The 20545-nt window shown below is 54.4% G+C and carries 6 protein-coding genes; 3 read left to right on the top strand and 3 right to left on the bottom strand.

Annotated elements, in window-relative coordinates; genetic code table 11:
* Window positions 1-7: 7 nt before the first annotated feature.
* Window positions 8-433 carry a Ros/MucR family transcriptional regulator gene (locus tag ACYQ6M_RS29575; protein WP_460077465.1) on the top strand — a complete coding sequence of 142 codons (426 nt, stop codon included), beginning with the start codon at window positions 8-10 and terminating at the stop codon, window positions 431-433.
* 1107 nt (window positions 434-1540) lie between these two features.
* On the opposite strand, the gene ACYQ6M_RS29570 is transcribed toward ACYQ6M_RS29575, so the two are convergent.
* The gene (locus ACYQ6M_RS29570) at window positions 1541-2722 is read right to left on the bottom strand and encodes a tyrosine-type recombinase/integrase (protein WP_460077464.1); all 1182 of its coding nucleotides are present in this window, start codon (window positions 2720-2722) and stop codon (window positions 1541-1543) included.
* Window positions 2723-2973: 251 nt separating this feature from the next.
* On the opposite strand from ACYQ6M_RS29570, the gene ACYQ6M_RS29565 reads away from it, so the two are divergent.
* Entirely contained in the window at window positions 2974-4125 is a 1152-nt protein-coding gene (locus ACYQ6M_RS29565; RefSeq protein ID WP_460077462.1) for an RHE_PE00001 family protein, read from the top strand.
* Window positions 4126-4191: 66 nt separating this feature from the next.
* Here the strand turns inward: ACYQ6M_RS29565 and ACYQ6M_RS29560 are convergent, their stop codons facing one another.
* Window positions 4192-4434 carry a WGR domain-containing protein gene (locus ACYQ6M_RS29560; protein WP_460077460.1) on the bottom strand — a complete coding sequence of 81 codons (243 nt, stop codon included), beginning with the start codon at window positions 4432-4434 and terminating at the stop codon, window positions 4192-4194.
* A gap of 363 nt (window positions 4435-4797) precedes the next feature.
* Window positions 4798-5475, bottom strand: coding sequence for a hypothetical protein (locus ACYQ6M_RS29555; protein WP_460077458.1), 678 nt, complete (start codon window positions 5473-5475; stop codon window positions 4798-4800).
* Between the two features lie 509 nt (window positions 5476-5984).
* Between ACYQ6M_RS29555 and ACYQ6M_RS29550 the strand changes: the two genes are divergently transcribed.
* The coding region (locus tag ACYQ6M_RS29550; protein WP_460077456.1) for a putative Ig domain-containing protein at window positions 5985-20545 on the top strand (14561 nt) is incomplete at its 3' end.

Here is a 20545-nt window from a genome sequence, read left to right as displayed (position 1 = left end):
AGGCTCCATGACCGACACCAAATCGAATAGCCCCATCCATACGCCTGGCCTCGTTGACCTCACCGCGGACATTGTAGCCGCCTACGTGAGTAACAATCACGTCACCGCAAATGACTTGCCTAACTTGATTGCAAGTGTGCACACAGCGTTATCGACCACGGTTCAAGCCGCTCAGGAACCAGTGGTGGAAGAGCTGGTTCCGGCGGTTCCGGTCAAGAAATCCGTCTCGGGCGACTACATCATTTGTCTGGAGGATGGCAAGAAGTTCAAATCGCTCAAGCGACACTTGCGTTCCCACTACGACCTTTCACCCGAAGACTATCGAGCCAAGTGGAACCTGCCGCTGGACTATCCAATGGTTGCACCGAACTACGCCGCTGCTCGGTCTGTGTTGGCAAAAAAAATGGGGCTGGGCAAGAAAACGAGTAAATGAGCGGGAGCAAGTTCAATTTGACATTCCCTCTTCTGCGTCCGCCAGTGTTCTCCGAACGCACGCTTTCGTCAGAGCCTCGCGTACACCGATTTTGGCGTCACCGACCTATCTCATAGACTTGCCGAAATACGCTTTCACCCAACTGGATCAGGCTCGATTGCCATCTGCCGGGACACTTGCATTTCCACTTGTCACGCACGGATACTCAACGCAAGAAAGCGTCGCAAACGGACGTCGACGCGATTTGCAATAAAAAACGGGCGCAATCAATGTAACCTCTGAGGTCAATTGAAAGCGCCGGAAGGTTTGTGCAAATGGCTTAATGCCACCCATCTGACACAGTAGCTGCGTGAGGTTAAAAAACCAACACGCTTTCTCATAGTTTTTTACGGGTTCCGCAAGGTCGTGCATGTGTCTTTTTGGATTGATGTGGAGACTGTTGGGCAGGCGCTCGCACACGCGGACTTTGATCCAACTCCCAGAGATTGACAACGAGGACATCCAGGCACTTCAGAATTAAGGCAACTTTCTTGAGATCAGATGGATCTGGAAATCACGTCACGTTGAGATATTTTCAAATTGAAATTCCTAAAGGAAAAAGCAGCGTGCTCCCACTCGCAGGCGAATTTTTTCCGAGCACGCTGCAGTTGACAATGCACTTGATCAAAGGTGCCTAGAAATATTATCAATATTTAGCTTAAAAACACATTCCGAAAATTTGACAGTTTTACATTATTAAAAGTTGTTTTTATTTTGATTACTCTTCGTATTAGTTCGTAAGAGAACCCTATTTGCTAAGACTTGTCGGGACACGCTCCCGCCTTTGTGGCGCCAAGTGTTTACCCAGAACACCTGTCTTCATTGGCGCGAAAAAGAGAAGTAGGGATTTTACTCCCTTTCTAACAGCGGGATATCACAGTGCACCGAAAACACGAAGGCGCTCTTTCACCTCATCCCTCAGTCGCTTTCTTGACGCAGAGTTAGTTGATAGTATTTACACATTGTTAAGACATTACTAGCGGCCAAGGGTTCCGTGCATTCATTGCAACAAAAAGATCTGGCCGGACGTCAATCGACATCCGACCAGATCGAAACGAAGCCATATTCTCACCCCAACAATCTGGCCGACCGCCGTCTGCTGCGCCCGGCATCGCTGTAATAGCTGGACGCCTGGGCGAGAGACCTGTGCCGGGACTGCAGCATGGCATCCTGGATCGGAATGTCCCTGTTGGCCGCTTCCGTCAGAAAGCCAGAACGCAAGCCATGCGCAGAAAGGTCCTGCGGGTCCAGTCCGGCAAGTGCACAGCGTTTCTTGACGATGGCATTCACCGATTGCGGGGTGAGGGCACGGGTTTTCAGGTTGCCCCACTGATCGATCGCGCGGAAGACGGCCCCTTCCTGAATCTGGGCCGCTTCCAGCCAGGTCTTGAGCGCGTCGACACTCCGTCCGATCAGTAGAACCGAATTGTCGTCAGAAGATTCTTCCGTCTTGGTGCGCCCCAGTCGAAGGCTGGCGGCAGGCAGGAGGTCGCTCTCCGGGTCACTCGGGTCCAGAGGCAAAAAGTCCTCCCAGGTGATCTGACCAAACCGCATTCCGGATAACTCGGAGCGCCGGCGGCCACCGGAGGCAAACCCGACCAGCAGCAAGGCCCTGTCTCGAATGTCCATCAGGCTTGGTGCGACGTAGTCCGTGCCGTTACATGTCGCGAGCAGCAGCTCCAGACAATCGGCCGTGATCGCCTTGCGGCTTTTCCGCGCGCGCGGCCGGTCGGCGACACGGACAGCCAGACGCATGGCGGAACGCACTTCCACCGCGGAGAAGTCTCCCGTCAGACCCCGCCAGCGATGCAAGGTCGACCAGGAGGCCAACCGCCGCTGCACAGTCGCCGGTGCATGCGGGGGCCGAAGGTTTTCTGACTTTTTTTGAGTTCTAATGAGCTTCTGCGCCTCCAGAGCCCGCGCCACGTGGTCAGGCATGCCATGAGACGGGTCAGACGACTTCTTGTCCGGGTCCCACAGGTGGTGAGCAATGAACTTGAGAATGAGCGGCGCCGGTGCAGGCCAGGGCAGGGGGCTTCCGGTTGCCGCCAGGCACCAGCCTTCCAGATAGGAAAAGTCGGAGGTCAGAGCCCGCAGCGAATTCTCGCCCATGCCTTCCCTGGCAAGGTGGCGCAGGGTGTCGATGTCCTCATCGGTCAAAAGCCGGGCCAGCTGCTCTGCCCGGTCTGACCCGGCGATGGCTGGCAGAATGGCGGACAACGTGTCGAGGGTTTCTATCTTGTCGCGCATTGCCTGGTCCGCGGTCTCGCCCCGTATGGACTGCGACGAGAGACGGGAAGCGGGGAGGGGGCTTTCGGGCATGGCTGACAGGCTTTTGCGGATCGGGACAGGGGCCAATGTTTAGCATGAAGTCGCCGAAAAGTCTAACTATCGATAAGCTATATTTATCAATGCTTATAATCTTGAGTTGACAGATATCCATGTGATGATACTTTTTTGCTTGTTGATTATCGTTAATGAAATATTATCGGCCGATGTCAATGGTTTACGATCTTCGCAAGTCCCTGAAATCACTGCATTGGCTCGATCTGGCCGACCCGCTCGATCGCGCCAGCCGGTCGCTGACCCGAGCCGACGAGAGATTGCGCCGGACACCTGCGCTGGAAGACGGCGTGCGCAGCCGGTCCCACCTGTTTGAGACCTGTGCCTCCATGGCCCTCGATGGAGACCTCGTTCATCTGGAGGACCTTGTCCTGCACGACGCCGGCACCGACAGACGCGCACCCACCCACGAATTGACCCGGGCCGCCAGGTTCCTGGCGCTCCGCAGACGGGTCGACCGGCAAACCCCGGACACTGTCTTGAGCCGCGACGGTCTTCTGACACTTGTGGGCCGGCCGACAGATGACACCGAGTTCGAAACAACGACAATCAGCAACTCGGGGGAGGAGAGGGGACCTGCTGCCTCAGCTTCGGCCCAACAGGACGCTGCCGATACGGAAAAAACTCTCTTTGCCGAGATCGACGCCGTTCTGGAACGCTCCAGACATCTTGCGCAGGGAAACGTCCCGGAAAGAGCTGTCTCGTCCCGCCAATCCGGAGACATACCTTCCATACACTTCTCTCGGTTTTCGGAACGGGGTGACCGTCTGGACGACTGGCTCACTGTCAAAAAGGAAGCTGAAGCCCTGAAATTGCCGCCCGTTCTGGCGGCGGCAATTTTGCTTGATGCATGGCAGGTGCTGCAGCCGCTGGACGGATGGCCGGAACTTGGCCGCCTGCTGTCGGCGGTCTTCCTCAAAGCACAGGTCACCACGTCTCATTTGCCGAGCCTGTCAGCGGGATTGCGAAAGTCGCCCTTTCGCTGGCGCCGCAAGGACACGTTCCAGGTGCGTATCGCCGGCTTGCTGTCCGGTTTTGAAAAAGCCGCCCAGGAAACCATGGATCAGCTGGACCGGCTATCGATTGCCCAGGAGCAATTGGCACGCCATTGCCAGTCTTGCCGAAGCCACTCGAGGCTGCCGGAGTTTGCCCGGATGTTCCTGTCCCGGCCCCTGGTGACCATTCCCATGGCCCGCCAGGACCTCGGCGTCACCGCCGCCGCCGTCGACCGCATGATCCGCCAACTCGGCCCCGCGCTCCCCCGCGAGCTTACAGGCCGAGACAGATACAGGGCCTGGGGTATCCTGTGACGTCTGATTGAGTGATCTTCCCCAGGAAGATCCCATGGAACAGGGATCAGGCACAACGCCACAGCCTCATTCCGGGCGATACCCGCGCCTGTGCTTTAGTGCCGCCAGCTTCTGCTGATGGGCCAGAGCCGATGACACATCCGCAAACAGATCAAGCCGCGTTCGACCCCAGGTGCCCAGGCGTCCCCATGTCCGGCGAACGGCAAATCCGCCGAACAGGGTGGGCTCGACCGACAGGTGGTAGAACCGGTTCATGTTCCGGCCCGGGTCCACGCGTTTGAGGAGAAGGAGATCGTCATCTGGTTCCATGACCGCAGTGTCGAAGATCTCCGAACAGCGGTCCAATGAATCATTGGAATCGATGCGAAGGAACGGATTCACGAGCGTGATAAATTGTGAGGAAATTAGCCCTATATCAAATCTTTGACTTGTAATCTGCCGCTCACTGGAAAAAGCAGAAATCGGTACTGCAGTTCTGGCACCGCAATGGATTGCCCCAGCACAGATATCCCACGATTCACATTACACCTTTTCCGCGGAATTAATCGCGCATACAACTTCTAGATCAAAGATTTGTAGAGCGACGTAACTCGTCACTCCTGCTGACCGAATGAGGCAAGTTGGCAATTGCTCTCTTTGCCACTAATTTGGTAAACGCGGATCGAAAGGCTGTTAATTATCCAAATAACAGGACACGGACAGTTGACAGTCAGGAGCATCGCGTTCGCTGACTATCTCGTCTTTCAGGACAGCGTGAGTTTCCCTGGAAATTTGTTTCATGAGAGCGGTGCCTTCAGGTGGGGTGTCAAATACCACCAAAAGTCCCGTTACACACCGACCGACCGTGTCTGGTTGATCATAAGTAACGAAAACACACAACTCCATCGCTTGTTCTTCAGCTTGTTCAAGAAGTTGCCTTAACCTTGCTAGCTTCGGATTGTGCCATTCAGACTCGATTTGTTGTCGCGACAAGTAACCTCTGTTATCTAGAGCCAAGTTTAGAACATATAGCCTGGTCGCCCAGAGGTTCTCGTTCGTTTTTTCAAGGCATTCATCTTCACGCGTCAACTTGGTTCTTTTGAGGTCATCGATCGGCTGACGGAAAAAGGTAATGTCCCCCAGGATCTGTTGCTTGTGCTTGGCGCTGGTTCCCACCCATCCTCTGTCTTCTTGTTTTTTGACGAATGCAAGGTAGCGATCTAGGGCCTGCTGGTGTTTCTCCAGTGCGGATTGAACAGCCTCTTGTTCCAGTCGGATTTTTTCACGGCAATATTTAAGAGAATCCTCAGAATTAGCAATAGAGAGAATATTCATCAGGAATAGTAATGCCACTAAAAATCTACTTACCATCTTTTACATCCCACCTTCAAAACAAATAACAATCTTAGAAACGCAACGCACCATTAGTAACATAAACAGGCTGTGCATATACATCAACTTATGCATTTCCTCTGACAAGATAGCTGATAAAACTACCAATTTACCGATTTCGATTTATGCGACTCGACTGCCGTTATGCCGTTGGGTCAAGAACCGTGCAACCATTTTAATCGCCCATTATTTGACCGACCAATCGGAAAAAACGGTTTACAACCTATACCTCTGGGTGCAATTTACAACACATGAACGCACTTTGCGACGAAGCGCTCTTAATACGTGTGGAAATACAAATTCAATGTTAAGTACAGCTATTTTATTAATTACCGTACGTAAGATTAATATAAATTATGCAATTAACAATTTACACTCCTTATTTTTATTTATCAATTTCAACAAAAATTTGCCGTTCTTAAGAAAATCATATCTGAACTAAAAATACTCACGGCTGTGTTATCTCCCCAAAAACAAGGTAATTAGTAATGACCGAAGCAATTTATTACTCGGGAGGGCGCCCTTATGAGAGCGAATCTTTCAAGTTCGAAGCAATCGACTACATAACGAACTTAGTTGACGGTATTTTTGCCGCCATGTCGAACAAAGCCGGAAAAACTTTTACAATAAAGCTATTCAGCGTCTTAATGGGACCGGGAACAACAGCAGAAACAATAACCATCGCATTTAATGAGGATGGCACAGAGGCAACACTTAAATTTGACGAAGACACTGTTGAGGGCGTCACGACTGAAGCTCTCAAACAAGCGCTTAATTTTATTGTCGATTTAGCGTTTGTTAATGCCATTCAGAGACTTGGGGCATCTGTTGCATTAGCTGGTGCCGCCGTGGAATTACTCACGGCTGGTGCAGCTGCTGTAGGATTTGCGATGTTTTACGACAAGTTCCTCAGCGACATATCTTATCAGACATGGGAACGTATTCGAGGAACTGTAGATAAAGAAATAACTCTTGTTGCAGGCGGAGAAATAATTTCTGGTGTTAAATACCCTGACGGTTTTGGTCAATTGGATGAAGCCTCCGCAATCAGAGAATTTTTTATTTACTCTCAAACTCATTCGGAATTACCAGATCCTGCGGAGGGAATGGAAATCCAGATTTATAATTACAACGACATAGAGCAGACATACGTTGTTTTTGAAGGAAATTTTCTTGAGAAAATTTCAGAGGGACTTAATGTAGACGTTCATGTTGTTGAATCTTGGAGCGCTTTAGACTCGAACGGAGAAACTGCTTTAAATAGCGAAGTAATCGTTCATATTGATGCGACACAAGACGGTAATTTCGACATTATTAATAAGAAAGCACTGGTAGGTTTAAGGCTTCCTGGCGGTAACGGCGAAACTCATTTCTTACAAGTGTCTCCGGATCACATCGGCATCGGCGATGAAAAGCCGAGCGATGAAGGGGGTGTTCAAGTAATTCTTGGAACATCTCAAAACGACATCCGATTAGAAGGCAGGGAAGCAGATCGAATTTATGCAGTAGGCGCGGGAGGTGACGATTACATAATAGGTTCTCTTGACGGAGATGACTTCTTGTATGGAGATGCGTCTGAGACGAGTGCGGACGACGGTATCGATCGAATTCTTGGCCGAGGTGGCAACGATCTTCTAGACGGAGGTGGAAATTCCGACTCACTTTACGGCGGCCAAGGTAACGACCTTCTCTACGGTGGTGACGAAGATAACGAGCTATTTGGAGACAAGATCTATGGTGGTGCAGGCCAAGATCTGGCATTTGGCGGCAAGGGCCAAGACGCGCTCTTTGGCGAAGGTGTTGCAGAGTTTGAGGGCGACATCAAACGATTTGCCGTTACAAGCTCGGCGAACGATGATCCCAGTTCAAGCGACGGCGAGGGAACTGGAGACGAACTTTACGGCGAAGAAGGAAACGACGTTCTGTCAGGTGGTGTTGGAGACGACTCCCTTTTTGGGGGCTTCGACAACGACATATTACTCGGCGACGCCAATGACGATTTCCTATATGGAGAAGTCGGCGATGACATACTTTTTGGCGGCACAGGAGCAGACAAACTCGACGGTGGGAACGGTTGGGACACAGCAGGCTACTGGTTTGCAGCGACGGGTGTCACGGTTGATTTCACCGATGCTCAAAACTCGTCTGGAGAGGCAAAAGGCGACTCTTTTATTTCAATAGAAGAAGTCAATGGTTCCGCACACGACGATACTTTTATCATAGCAGACAACTACAACCTCAGCACAATTGTCGGCGGAGATCTGTTGGGTCTTGACGGTCTTGCCGGCGCCAGGTCCGATCTCGGTTTTGATACGGTCGACTTCAGCAAAATTGGAACGGGACTGAAGGTCACATTCGATCTTGGATACGGTTTCCCAGACTTTGCCGAACGTAAGATACAAGTTGACGGCCTAAACGATGATCAATTTTCCAAGATATTAAAGTCTATAGAGAAAATTCAACTGACAGGCCACCAAGACAGGGTCGTTTTCGACGATTTCGATGGCGCTAATCCTAATGTCAAAGTCGTAGTCGACGCGGGTGGCCAACTAGATCAGGGAGATATTTTGGATTTCTCCGGCATTGCGTCGGGCGTGACGATCACATCTGCCCAGTCTGGTGCGATAACCGCCAATGGTGCGAATGTCGAAGTCCTCAACGTTGAACAGATCATTGGAACGTCCAAAGCAGACATTGTCGAGACGGCCACCCTCGGTGGAGGTCAGCTCTTCGCATTGGGGCTAGGCAACAACAAAGTTCTGATTGGCGATCAGTCACCTCCACATGGTGAGAAGGCGACAATCACACAGTTTGATTTTGATCTCGAAAACGCCACAAGTAAGCAAACGCAAACAATCATTGGTAATCTCAATCTGAGTCAAAGTATCACCTCGAATGGAGTGCTTTCGTTTAACGGCAAACAGATTGTCGGCGGCGCCGCGTTTGACTTCAACCGTTACGAAAAGCACACTGGGAATTTCCTTCCTTACACGCCTATTTTGAGTGGCGATCAGTATAATCCAATTTTGCTGACTTCGGACTGGCTCGACGCCAAGATCGAAAATGTCGGCTATGTCTTTGGAGTTGCAGGCGATCTAATTAATCCCGGGACAGCCTTGGGGTCGCCTGGGACAGGATTTGGCTTCGGCATCGGTTTGTCGCTGTTTTTCGGATCCGTCGCCATGGAAGAGGCGATGCGCTGGGATACCAACTGGGTCAATGCCTATTCCCAGGAAATCATCGGCGCACATGGCGAAATCTATCGGATTTACGAAAGGGAAACAGGGGTTCGCACTTATGAAGTCAATGACAGCAGTGTTTACACCCTGGAAATACTATTCAATGGAGATGGTTTCTCCGCGCCTCAAACGATCGTTGTAGAAAATTGGCGTCAAGGTGACTTTGGTGTAACGCTACGTGCTGACGGTTGGGAAAATGGATATGACAGTGGAACTAACCGAAACGGTGAATATGACCGTGCAACGGCTCCAAGCGACCACCCTCAGATAAAGGCAACCCTCGCGAGCCTTGGACTTATCCCACCGGCATCGAATCCCCTCGATGAGCTCCCCGAGAATAACTCCAGCCCTGCGGCAACTCCCAGTAACGGTCCAGATGGATCTAACGAGCACTCTTCAGACGCCGAAAACATCCCCCTCCACCGCAACGGCAATTCCGCCGACAACACGTTAAGCGGCACTGACGGCAACGATCAGTTCAACGGTGGGCGTGGCAACGATACACTAAGTGGCGGTGAAGGAGTCGACACTTATATCTTCGCCCGTGGCGACGGCACCAATGTCATCTACGACGCTTCCACGTCGGGCAACATCCTGAAATTCGTCGATATCGACACCTCTACCTTGTCGTATGCGGACGTTGCCGGAGATGAAGCAGGTGTCACCGACCGACAGATCACCTTCGGCGATGGCGATACCGTCTTAATCAAGAATTGGTCTGAACTCGACCAGGCGGCCCGTGATGCCTGGGTAGTTGAAACTTTGATCTCCCCGGAACAAACACCGGACAACGAGGCGGACCTGCCCAACCTTGTCGAATATCCAAGTGAGTTGACTGGCGGCGAAGACGCCGACTCCATAAACGGAGGCGATAAAGAAGATATCATCAGGGGCAATGGCGGCGATGACACATTGGTCGGTGCAGGTAGCAACGACCAAATTTTCGGTGATGCTGGCAATGATTTCATCTTGGGCGGCACAGGCAACGACCGGATATTCGGTGGCGCGGGCAACGATAGCCTCTTCGGCGGTGCGAACGACGATTACATCGACAGCGGCTCGGGCTTCGACGAAATCACCGGCGGGCGTGGCAACGATCGGATTATTACCGGCGATCACGGATCCAATGTCTATTTCAACCTCGGTGACGGCCAAGACACTGTAACCGTCAATGACTACACCGGATTTGGTGCCGGAACAGAGACCGACACACTGATTTTTGGCAACGGTATTGCCGCTGCTGATATCCGGCTGGTTCGGTCTCCCTCCGATCCGACCGCACTCACCATCGTGATAGGCGAGGCTGGTGACAGTATCACAGTGACTAACCAGTTCGACCCGGAGGGCAATTTCACCGATGGGTTCGATGCTATGCGCTTCGCCGACGGCGAAGTTTGGGACCGCGAACGCCTTAAGGAGGTGTTCCTGGCGCAGCAGACCACCGAGAGCAATGACACGCTTGTCGGGTTCGACGAAAGCGACGATGAATTAGCTGCGACAGCTGGCAACGACACTCTTGCCGGTGGCAGTGGCAATGACAGCTATTTCTGGACCCGCGGTAGTGGCGACGACACCATCACGGACAGCAGCGGAGTGGACCGGCTGGTCTTCGGTGCCGGGATCAATCCGTCTGACATTGCTGTTGAAGCATTCAAATTCATTGAGACCGTCGATGGCTTGAACATCTACAAGCACGATCTGAAAATTACCATTTCCGGACCGGATGGCGGCACGGTCTATATCAATAACCTGATGAGGGACTCTGGCGCAGGCATCGACATGATGGCCTTCGAAGACGGCACAATCTGGGATGCCGCCTATCTCGCCAAACTGGCGCTGGACAACCAAATCAGCTCGGACGCCGACACCGTCTTCGGAAGCGCCTATAGCGAATTGATCGAAGGCGGAGACGGCAACGACACGCTTCATGGTGGCGGCGGCAGCGACACGCTCTTCGGAGGCGAGGGCGACGATATTCTGCAGGGCTATGACGAGAAGGATTACATCGGAGGCGATTCCGACCAGTTCGACGGCGACGACACGCTCAACGGTGGTGCCGGCAACGATACGCTCTTCGGAGGTTATGGCGACAACCGTTACGTCTTCGATGCCGGCTTCGGCCGAGATCGAATCCTGACCGATTTTGCAATCCGGAACACTATTGGTGACAATGGCGGCAACGAGACCGTGGTCTTCACTGCGCACACGCTTGCCGACTTCGAACTCACATTTACCCCAAATCCGGACGATACCGACAAGGGAACGCTGACCTTCCAGGTCATTGGCTCGAATGACAGGCTAGACATCGTGGATCACCCGTCGATCCTGGACGTGGCCGACAAGAGCGATTTTGTCACTCGGTATGAGTTTGCAGATGGTGAAGTCATCGGCGTGGCCGAGATTGCGAAACTGGTGCAGATCGCTGGAAACGCAGAGGTCTCGACAGTCGGTACAAGCGCCGGGGAAACGTTGTCCGGCAGCGCGAGCGCGGACCTCCTGAATGGAAGTGCCGGCGACGACACACTTGAAGGCGGTGAGGGAACGGACGTTCTGATCGGCGGAGCCGGCAGCGACAAGCTGAACGGCGGCGGCGGCGACGATCTCCTTTTCGGCAATGCAGGTGCGGATACACTTGCAGGCGGCGCTGGCAACGACATTGCCTTCGGTGGCGGCGGTGACGACATCATCACCGGCGGGGCCGGAGACGACCAACTGACGGGTGGTGACGGCAACGACCACCTGGCTGGCGGCACCGGCAACGACGTCCTGGAAGGCGGCGATGGTGCCAACACCTATTACTTCTCCCGCGGCGACGGCCAGGATACCGTTCGCGCGCAGTCAGAGAGCGTTGCAACGATCGACACGCTGGTGCTCAACCAGGGCATCTCCGCGGCCTTCGTATCCTATTCCCTGGACGGCGCGGATCTCGTCATTGATTTCCTGAACGGCACTTTCGACCAGATCACGATCGAGGACTATCTGGGCAAGGGCTATCTTCACCTTCAGTTTGCCGACGGGTCCAAAGTGACAGCTCGTGAGGTGCTTGCCACCTTTACCGGTGCGACCGACGGCAATGAAGACACGCGCGACCTTCCGAATGCCGGCCAGCAGGCTATCATCACGGGCGGTAAGGGCAACGATCTTCTCGTAGAAAACGACAACTTCTCCAAGAACACCTTTGTCTTCGTGAAGGGCGACGGTCAGGACCATGTGCTGGCCAAGGAAGGGATCGTCATCACCGAAACTCACGAACTGCTCGTGCTCGGTTATGATCTCGGCGACGCCCAATTTGTCCAGGACGGCGACACTGTCCGCATCCGCTTCGACGGGGCCGACGATGAGATTGTTCTGCCCGATCAATTGACCTCGCTGAACCAGTGGGGTGTCGACAGCATCAAATTCGGGACAGGTGGCTCGCTTAGCCGCGGCCAGCTGCGCCAGCTGCTTGTGACCCAGCAGGCAACGGCCGGCGACGATGTCATCGAAACCTCGGCAACCGATACCTCAGGAAATTTTGCAACCACGCTGGAAGGCGGTGAGGGCAACGATACGCTGATTGGCAGCAAAAACTCCGACACATATCTCTATAATCTCGGCGACGGCTCCGACGTGATCAACGACGCGTCGACGTCCGGGAATACCGACAGCCTGAGCTTCGGCGCTGGTATCCGCGCCCAGGACATCGTTTTCGAAAGGTCCGGTACCGCGAACGACGACGTTGTTGTCACGCTGGCAGATGGCAGCAAACTCACGCTGGTCGACCAGATGCTCGGCAATGGCCAGGGCATTGAACAACTCGTATTCGCGAACGGCGATGTGCTTTCGGGAGACTTTGTCCGGAGCCAGGTCTTGTCGGCGGCGAGCAATGCGGGCGACGATACCGTGACCGGCACCGCCTCCGGCGAAACGCTTTCCGGTGGCACGGGGCAGAACACCCTGATCGGCGGGGAGGGCGGCGACACTTATCTCGTCGGGGCTGGTGTCGACACCGTCGTTGAAGCTGGTGCTGCAGGCACGGACCAACTGATGGTGTTGGACGGGATCAGCGAAGCGGACATTCGGTTTTGGCGCGACCCTTCTCAACCGGATGATCTGGTGCTTTCCTTTGCTTCCGGTGCTTCTGTCCGTGTCACCGGTCAGTTCTCGACCAATGCCATAGAACGCATTGTTTTTGCCGACGGGAAGGTCATCGATACGGCTGGTATCGCGCAACGTGTGCTTCAAGGGTCTCAAAGTGAGGCCGATGATTATGTCTTCGGTACCGACAACAACGACTGGATTGCGGCCGGTGCCGGCAATGACACCATCCGGCTGGGCACTGGATCGGATGTCGTCGAATTCGGACGCGGCGACGGCCAGGACCGCATCAGTTCGTCAGTCGCGGATACCGGTGCGGACACCCTGCTTATGAAGGCCGGCGTCACGCCGGGCGACGTGGTCCTTTCGGAGAGCGGTTCAAATCTTCTCTTGACCATTAGGGGAACGGCGGACACGCTAACCGTTGAAGACTATTTCGACGTTAGCGGCGCAGTAACGGTTGTGGTTGGAACACTCACCACGATCGCCTTTGACGACGGCACGATCTGGCTAGCCGCGGACATCCTGGATCGGGCAATGGACACGGCTCCCCAGGTCAATAGCAGCCTTTCCAACCTGAACATCGACGAGGACGCAGCCTTTGTTCTTGATCTGCCTGCAGGTATGTTCAGCGATGCGGAAAGCGACATACTCTCGCTGTCGGCGCATCTGGCGGATGGGTCGGAATTGCCGGCTTGGCTGCGTTTTGAAGACGGGCACTTCACCGGTACGCCGAGCAATGCCGATGTGGGCACCCTCGACATCGTGATCGTAGCAACGGACGGTTCAGGCAAACAAGCGGAATCTGCCTTCCAGTTGGTAACCGACAACGTCAATTCCACGCCAGAACTCGTCGCAACGCCAGCGCCTATTACCGCTTCAGCGGGACAAGCGCTCAATTTTGTATTCGACGCCGCGCAGATCTCCGACCCGGAGGCGGACCCGCTGGTCTATTCTGCGAAGCTTGCAGACGGGTCGGACCTGCCCGCATGGTTGTCCTTTGACGCCGGGACCCTGACCTTTGCCGGAAACGTTCCGGCCAATGCTACCGGCATCACCACCGTCCACCTTCTGGCCTCCGACGGCGAAGCGGTCCTGACGGTACCACTGCATTTTGTGACCGGTCCGGATAGTATCGCACCGGTTGTCGCCAACGCTCCGGCTGACCTGACCACCGTTGAAGACAGCTCCTTCACCTTCACGTTGCCTGCCGATGTCTTTGCGGACACCACGCAGAATGACGCGCTGACCGTTTCAGCCAGGCTGGCCGGCGGCTCGGCACTGCCGGACTGGTTAAACTTTGATGCTGCGACAGGAACATTCAGTGGTACGCCCGCCAACGATGAAGTCGGCGCCCTCAACATCGAGGTGACGGCGACGGATCTGGCGGGCAACACCGCTTCGACCAACTTCCTGCTGACGGTCACCGATGCAAATGACGCACCGACGGTCACCGGTGCCTGGGAAGCCCATGTGACCAACGAGGGCGAACAGCTGAACTGGTCGCCGGATTACGGCATCTTTTCCGATCAGGATCAGGGTGATCAGCTCACATACAGCGCAACCCTTTATGGTGGCGAGCCGCTTCCCGATTGGCTCACCTTCGACGGTCAAACCTTCACCGGAACACCGGAAGACGCTGATACCGGCATCATCGCGCTGACGGTGATTGCTACCGACAACCACGGTGCAACTGCTCAGCAGTCCTTTTACATGGTGGTCTCACCGCTAAATGACGCTCCCATTGCTATTGGCTCGATCGCTGATCAAAGCCTGCATGAAGACGACACGATGAGTGTTGTGCTGCCTGAAGCACTGTTCGACGACGCCGACAATGCCGGTCATGCTCTGACATTCTCTTTGGAAAATGGCGAGTCCCTACCAGACTGGATGAGCTACGATCCGGCAACCAGGACCTTCCAGGCGGATCCGCCAGCCTCCCTCCTAGACCTTTACGAGGGAACGCGCGTTTACACCGTCAAGGTAACGGCAACCGACGCGCTCGGGGCGTCTGCGTCAGTTACGTTCAATGTCTCGATCTACGACGACAATCCTGGCGGCACAATCACCGGCACCAATGGTGACGATGAATTACTAGGCACCCACGGCCCCGATATTCTCGACGGCGGCGCGGGCAATGATCTGCTGCAGGGGTCTTTCGGCAAGGACACGTTCCTCTTCGGGCCGGGTTCCGGCAATGACACGATCGACCCGGATGTGCCGGTCTATTCCTCTGACAGTGTGGGCGACATTGTGCGCTTCATCGGCGGTCTAACAGCCACCGACATCGAGATCTCCCGAACCGGATCCAACGACAACCTCACCGATCTCGTGATCACGATCACCGCAACCGGCGAGACGCTCACGGTTTTGGACCAGTTCGGTGCGTTTGGCGAACTCAAGAACGTCATTACCCGGTTCGAGTTCGATGACGGCACGGTCTGGACCGATGACGACATCCTGGCTCGCTTCACCACTGCCACCGATCAGGCGGACACGTTGCTGGGTGACGGATTCGACAACATTCTTGCCGGCGGCAAAGGCAATGACGTGCTGTCTGGGTCTTACGGCGACGACGAATTACATGGCGGTGAAGGCACCGATATTCTCGATGGCGGCAGCGGTGACGACACCTATGTCCTTGAGTTGGGAGATGGTATCGACACCATCCTGGCGGATTCCAGAAACTATGACACCAACTACATCAAGTTCGGCAACGGTATCACGCCGGCCGATCTGGTCATCTATGGCAATTTGGACAGCGGCGATCTTCTCTCCATTCCAGTCGGCATCGATCTAAACCCTTACGAGATGTATATCGGGCTGGCCGATGGTAGCGCTGGTTTCGTGGTAGTGAACCAGTTCAAGACTGGCTCCTCCGTTGAAGGCATCAGCGGTTACAAATTTCAGGATGGCTCCGTCTATCTGCTCAACCAGCTGGTACCATTTGTGGCCGGTGGGAACGGTGGCGGCCTCGTGCTCGGGACGTCAGGTGCGGACACACTTCGCGCCGCGTTTGGCGACACCGTCTTTGACGGTGGGGCAGGTGACGACACACTGGAAGGAGGTGCCGGTGACGACACCTTTGTTTACGAGCTTGGCGACGGCAACGACAGCATTCGCGATGACAACGAGGCACTCAGTTTCGACCGGTTGTCATTCGGTAATGGCATCAATTTCGACGACGTGAAATTCGTCCGCGCAAGCTGGCTTAGCCTCGACATTGAAATTCTACCGACCGGTGAAATCGTCCGCCTGAACTCCTTCTTCACTCTCAGCACCAAGGGCTTTTACGAAAAGCCAATTGACGAGATCGTGTTCGGCGACGGTGAAGTCCTGACCTACCAAAACATTGTCGATCTGATGCTGGAAGGCAAATCGGGTGATGATCACCTGACTGGTCTGGAATACGAGAACGACATCCTGGATGGTGGTGCCGGCGATGATACGCTTGAAGGATACGGTGGTGACGACACCTACGTGTTCGGAATGGGTTATGGCAGCGATACTGTCCACGCCGTCAACCGGAATATCTGGAATGTCCCAAACGTCACAACAGTCCATTTTAAGGATGGTCTCGCCTTTGAGGACATGACCTTCACCTTCGACGATCCGTCGAACACCTGGCAGGCGCGTATTGACGGCACTGATGATGTTCTGTCTTTCAACATGGACGACAGTGCGCATATCTCGCACACATGGGTGTTCACGTTCGACGATGGTGAGAAGATCTACCACAGCGAATTGATCACGCGGCACCAGCTTGAAAACGGTCTTTTCGAAGACGGGGGCACGATCATTGATGGAACATCCGCCGCGGAGACGATTTCTGGCACCTCTGCTGATGAGGTAATCACCGGCGGGCAAGGAGACGACTTTATTCAATCCTCTTCCGGGAGCGACACGATCATCTATCGGCGCGGTGATGGCACCGACAGGATTCATGACAGCGGCAGCTCTGTGTTCGAAACGGATATCTTGCGGCTCGAGGGCTTCACGCGAAGTGAAGTAACGTTAGGACGGAATGGCGACGACCTCTACGTGTTTTTCTCAGGTACGAACGAACACATTCAAGTCGACGATCAGTTCGAATATGGAACCTACTCCAAGACCCACAACGGCGAACGGACGACTTTCGATAAATACGAAGGACTTGAGGCCATTGTCTTCGACGATGGCAGTTTTCTGAGCCGCCACAACATCAAGTCACAGGCGTCGCTAACCGGAAACCCGAATGCCAACGAGACGATTTACGGCTCGTCTGCGGCCGATACTTACCTTATCTCCAGGAATTTCGGTGACGATGTTATTGATGAAGGAACCAGCTCAGCTGATGCCGTAGATCGACTGATCCTTGGACCAAACATCCTGTTGAGCGATGTCACCTTCTCCAGGGTGAACGGAGATGAAGATCTCTTGATCAGCATCGGCACTGGTGAAGGTAGCATCACAGTTCGTGATCAGTTTGTAGATGCCACTCAGGGTCTGGAAGAAATTGAATTCTCCGACGGGACGGTACTGAACCGCGCTCAGATTCTTGAAACTGTGGAAGCTCTGACCGAGGCCGATGATCAAGTTCTTGGCAGTGGCGCTGATGACGTACTGAACGGCCTAGGCGGACAGGACACAATAGACGGCGGCAAGGGCAATGACCTGCTGCAAGGCGGTTCGGGCAATGACACACTCTCCGGTGGTGAAGGCGATGACATTCTGGTAGGTGGCTTGGGCGACGATGTTTTGACCGGGGGAACCGGGGTGGACTCCTACCGGTTCAGCGTCGGGGACGGCGCAGACATTATCAACGACCAGGGAACCGATCTCGAAGAATACGATACGTTGTATCTGACGGGAGGGATCCGGACGACTGATGTGACGGTTGAACGGTCGACTGACGGCAACGATCTTGTCTTGAAGCTCGCAGGCGGCGACCAGATTACACTTGAAGACCGACTTGTTTCGGGAACGGCAGGCGTCGACCTTGTGTCCTTCGAAGATGGGACTGTATGGAACTACGAGGCTTTGCTCCGTCTGTCAGATGGCACGCCCCTGACGGCGCCTATCGGCATGAACGACATCCTTTATCGCTCTCCCGGTGCTCAATGGCTGTCAATCGATGCGCAGAGCCTCCTGATTAATGACGCGGACACGGACGGGGATCTTCTCTTCATCCAGTCGTTCGGTTCGGCTTCCCAGGGCACAGTGGCGTTTGACGAGTTTGGAGGCATCCGGCTCGTTAATGAAGTCGGGTTTGGAACCGGCGATGTTACGTTCAGCTATGTTGTCAGTGACGGGCTTTATTCCGCAGAGGCGACAGTCACTGTTCGGATCGGCTCCTACGCCAATACGACACCGATAGCGGCAGATGACGGCGGGCAGACTGTCCTTCAAGGCACCTCGCTGATTCTGTTGCCAACAGAGCTGCTTGCAAATGACACCGACCTCGACGGCGATGCTATCGATATCCAGTCGGTCGGCAACGCGCAGAACGGCGTTGTAGAACTGGATGCGGACGGCAAAATCCGCTTCGTTCCGGCTGCAGATTTCGTTGGTATGGCGTCGTTTGACTACACGATCGTTGACGGTCGCGGCGGAACTGCAACGGCGACGGTGGTTGTCGAGGTTAAGGCTGATGAAAACGATGCACCTATTGTTGTCACACCGATAGGCGCTCATACGATCAACGAGGACAGTTCGGTCCTATTGACCGTGCCAAATGCAACGTTCCATGATGCGGATGGCGACACTCTTAATTACAGCGCCACGCTCTCCGATGGCGCTGACCTACCCACGTGGTTAAGCTTCGACGCGGCATCAAGGACATTCTCCGGTACGCCGCCGCAGGACTTCAACGGCACGCTATCGCTGAAAGTCTCAGCCTCTGACGGCAGCGCGCAAGCCGAAACAACATTCAATCTAGTGGTCACACCGCAAAACGATGCTCCGGTCATTTCCCTGGCGCTTGAAGACCAGTCAACGCCGCAAGGCAGCACGTGGACATACACGGTAGCGGCGAACGCATTCACCGATGTCGACGGCGATGCCCTGACCTACAGCGCGGTGCTCCTGGACGGTTCCGCCTTGCCTGCCTGGTTGAGCTTCGATGCAGCAACCCGGACCTTCTCCGGCATACCGCCACAGGATTTCAGCGGAACGCTGTCGTTGAAGGTTGTAGCTTCTGACGGCAATGCGTCAGCGGATGATGTATTCGATCTGGTGGTGAATGCAGCTAATTCCGCACCTAGTGTCGCCGATGCGATTGCGGATCAGTCTTCGGATGAAGACACGGTCTGGTCTTTCAAGGTGCCGGATAACACGTTCTCCGACGCCGATGGCGATGCGCTCAGCTACACCGCAGCACTTGGCGACAATTCGGCACTTCCGTCATGGCTGAGCTTCGACGCGACAACCCAGACCTTCTCTGGGACGCCACCACAGGATTTCAATGGCACGCTATCGCTAAAGGTTGTTGCCTCAGACGGCACGGCGTCGGCAGAAGATGTCTTTGATCTAATAATCAATCCAATTAATGACGGCCCGGTTGTGGCAAGCGCGATTGCGGATCAGCCTTCGGACGAAGACACGGCCTGGAGCTTCACGGTACCGGCGGACGCATTCTCAGACGTAGACGGCGATGCGCTCAACTACAGTGCGACACTTGGCGACGGCTCGGTTCTACCCACGTGGCTGAGCTTCGACGCAGCGACGCGAACCTTCTCGGGCACCCCACCACAGGATTTCAACGGCACTCTGTCGCTGAAAGTTGTTGCTACTGACGGCACGGCATCGGCAGAAGATGTTTTTGATCTCGTCATTAATGCGGTAAACGACGCCCCGGTTGTCGCATTTGACATCCCGGATCATGCGACGGACGAGGATGAAGCCTGGCAATACACAATTCCCGTCTTCCCGTTCACTGATGCGGATGGCGATACCATTGTCGTGACCGCTGCAATGGCCGATGGGTCTCCTCTGCCTTCCTGGCTGAATTTCGATCCGAGCAACGGACATTTTGCCGGCACTCCACCTCAGGATTTCAACGGCACATTGTCTCTGAAGCTTGTCGGCTTCGACGGGACAGACACAACCGAGGAATTCTTCGACCTGGTGGTCAATCCAGTCAATGATATCCCGGTTGTTGCCAACTTAATTGCGGATCAGGTTGTCACTGAAACCGAGGCTTGGAGCTTCACCGTTTCATCAGATGCCTTCTCCGATGCCGATGGCGACCCACTCACATACAGTGCAACGCTTGGCGACGGTTCGGCGCTGCCTTCCTGGCTGAGCTTTGAAGCGTCGACTCGAACCTTCTCTGGTACGCCTCCCCAAAATGCTGTTGGTACTATGTCGCTTAAGGTGACGGCCTCCGACGGAACCACATCCGTTGATGACGTGTTTGACCTGGTTGTGCAGTCTCAATCACCTGGCAATATTGTTAATTTTGTATCCGGCACATCAGGAAATGACACGTTGTTCGGAACTGATGGGGACGATGTCATCCGGGGTGGCGCTGGTGGTGACTGGATTTACAACAGCCGTGGCAACGACATTCTGCTCGGCGGCGAAGACTACGATCAGGCACGTTTCAAGGGAGCCTCAACCGACTACGTCTTCCTATGGAACACGGACGGCACCTATTCCGCGATTAGTGCTGAATATGGCGTCGACACCTTGTCGAGCATCAACGGAATTTGGTTTGAAGGTGAGGGCGCTTGGTACCGAATGAACCAGTTGCT

The organism is Roseibium sp. ROS1, assembly GCF_054658215.1.
This window is presented reverse-complemented; position numbering and strand designations above follow the sequence as displayed.